General features: G+C 37.5%; 2 protein-coding genes. Both read left to right on the top strand.

Annotated elements, in window-relative coordinates:
* The first annotated feature begins 298 nt into the window (after positions 1 to 298).
* Positions 299 to 1,249, top strand: a complete 951-nt coding sequence (locus AC075J_RS02535) for a hypothetical protein (RefSeq protein ID WP_476389947.1) — start codon at positions 299 to 301, stop codon at positions 1,247 to 1,249.
* Positions 1,164 to 1,766 carry a PucR family transcriptional regulator gene (locus AC075J_RS02530; RefSeq protein ID WP_476389946.1) on the top strand — a complete coding sequence of 201 codons (603 nt, stop codon included), beginning with the start codon at positions 1,164 to 1,166 and terminating at the stop codon, positions 1,764 to 1,766. The genes AC075J_RS02535 and AC075J_RS02530 overlap by 86 nt, the downstream gene beginning before the upstream one ends.
* The last annotated feature ends 285 nt before the right edge of the window (positions 1,767 to 2,051 follow it).

Genomic DNA, 2,051 nt, shown 5'->3' with positions numbered 1-2,051 from the left:
TGATAGTCTAGCCTCCTTTACTTGTGTCTCTTGATTCTTCTGGCTTAAAAATAACATTTTCATTGTTAAAAAAACAACGGCATAAATCATAAAAAAGACATTGTGTATTTATGCACAATGCACTATAATTAATAATAATCTGCAAAACACTGTGCATTTTTCACAAATAATTGTAAAGAGGAGTATGAAGATGCTGTTTTCCCGATCTTATTGATTATTTAAAAAATGAAAAAACTTTTAACATAATACTAAATTGTTCTACTGATCTTCATGAAATACGAGATGTGCGAGCTGCTGGATGGCACTCAAACAGGATACGCCACAGATATTGTCTATTTTGGTTATCCAGAGTGTCTTGTCTCCTGATATGCAGCCTTCTCAATGTATCCTTGTTCGTGGAGAAAACTATCTTTTTCCTTATTCCTGCACCGATCGTGCAACAGTACAGGCAAAAGAGCTTTTTGCGGTTTTTAGATCCAGCACAACAGTTGCTTTCAGACACATGAACAGGTTAGTTTATATGAAGAACTGGTTCCGAAAAGGCCACTCTTCCCATAGCCTGGATGAAGTGATTAACTCTGCATCCATCAAATTAGGATATTCTTTGGTATTTTGCGACAAGAAATTCCGTATCCTGTCATATTCTACATCAATTCCGGTTACGGATAAATTATGGAAAAAGAATATTGAACGTGGATATTGTACATACGATTTCATTAAAAATGTAATGTCATTGGAAGCTGTCCAGGGGGCTTCAGCCAGCATTGAGGCTGTTGAAGTATCTTGCCCGGAATCACCATATCGTAAATGTAGTTCGAAAGTGTTTTTAAACGGTGTTCAGGTTGGTTTTGTTCTGATGATAGAAAACAATATCCCTTTTACCGCAGAACACTTAGCAGCTATGAGTGATGTAAGCCGGGCAATCAGCTCCGTAGTTGGACATTATCATCCTGAACTGTTTCAGTACACCAGTGCGGACCAGCAGCTTCTTGAAGCCTTGCTGATTGGAACTCCGGCTGATATATTGGCAGATTCCATTTCTCATCTTCGAGTATCTGATGCAATGTATGCACTTTGTATCCAACCGAAGACATTTTTGAAGGAAAATAAATTAAAGCAGCAGCTTTATCCTGTGATCCGTACATATCTTTCCGGAAGCATATATGACTGTCCACGACAATGCACTAGTCCTGCTTGTACCAGATCAGAGTTCTGTTATATTTGTAGATACTCAAAAAATAATGCTTAAAACGATGGCAGAGTATCATCTGGATGTAGGAATCTCCCTGGTTTTTTCAAAAATGGATGAATTTTACAGAGCTTATCAGCAGGCGCGGACAGTTCTTGAATGGAATCACAGAATCCCTGATAACCTTAAGAAGGAAATATCATGGGATCAAAGGTATCCGATGGAGCATCAAATTCATCGGTATTCTGAAATTGAGTTCTACGAAATGATGAACAAGATCAAAGAACCAGAAAAACTTGCAGATTATATCCACCCTGCCCTTTACAGACTGAATAAATATGACCAGAGAACGGGAAATGAACTTTACCATACACTTGAGGTATATCTACAGTGTTTCCATAACAATAAGGAAACAGCTAACATTTTGTGTATTCACAGGAATTCGCTGGCTTATCGAATGGAAAAAATCATTGAAATAGGTAAAGCCGATTTAAACGATCCCATGACAGAGTTTCTGTTGAGAATGTCTTTTAAGCTTGTGGAATATTTGAAGATAAGAGACCTCGATCTCCCCTGATATTTAAAATTGTAGCTTTTCATAACATTATAACGAAATGCTGTAATTCTCTCTGAATTGTCAGTGATGCCATAGTAATGGAGATAACCAGTCAGTATCTCATTAAGCTTCTCTCTGTTGACTGTGAGTTTCAGCTTCTCTTCAAGATATTTCGTACTGCTTTCCAGAAGTCTCTCCGATGCCCGTTTGCTCTTCGCAATTGAAGCAGGGGACTTACTTGATTTGGTTAAAAAGGCATATGTCAAAAATGTTATTGACATATGCCCTTTATAGAACTATTATATT

Source organism: Blautia sp. ZXY-1-C6, from assembly GCF_056339875.1.
This window is presented reverse-complemented; position numbering and strand designations above follow the sequence as displayed.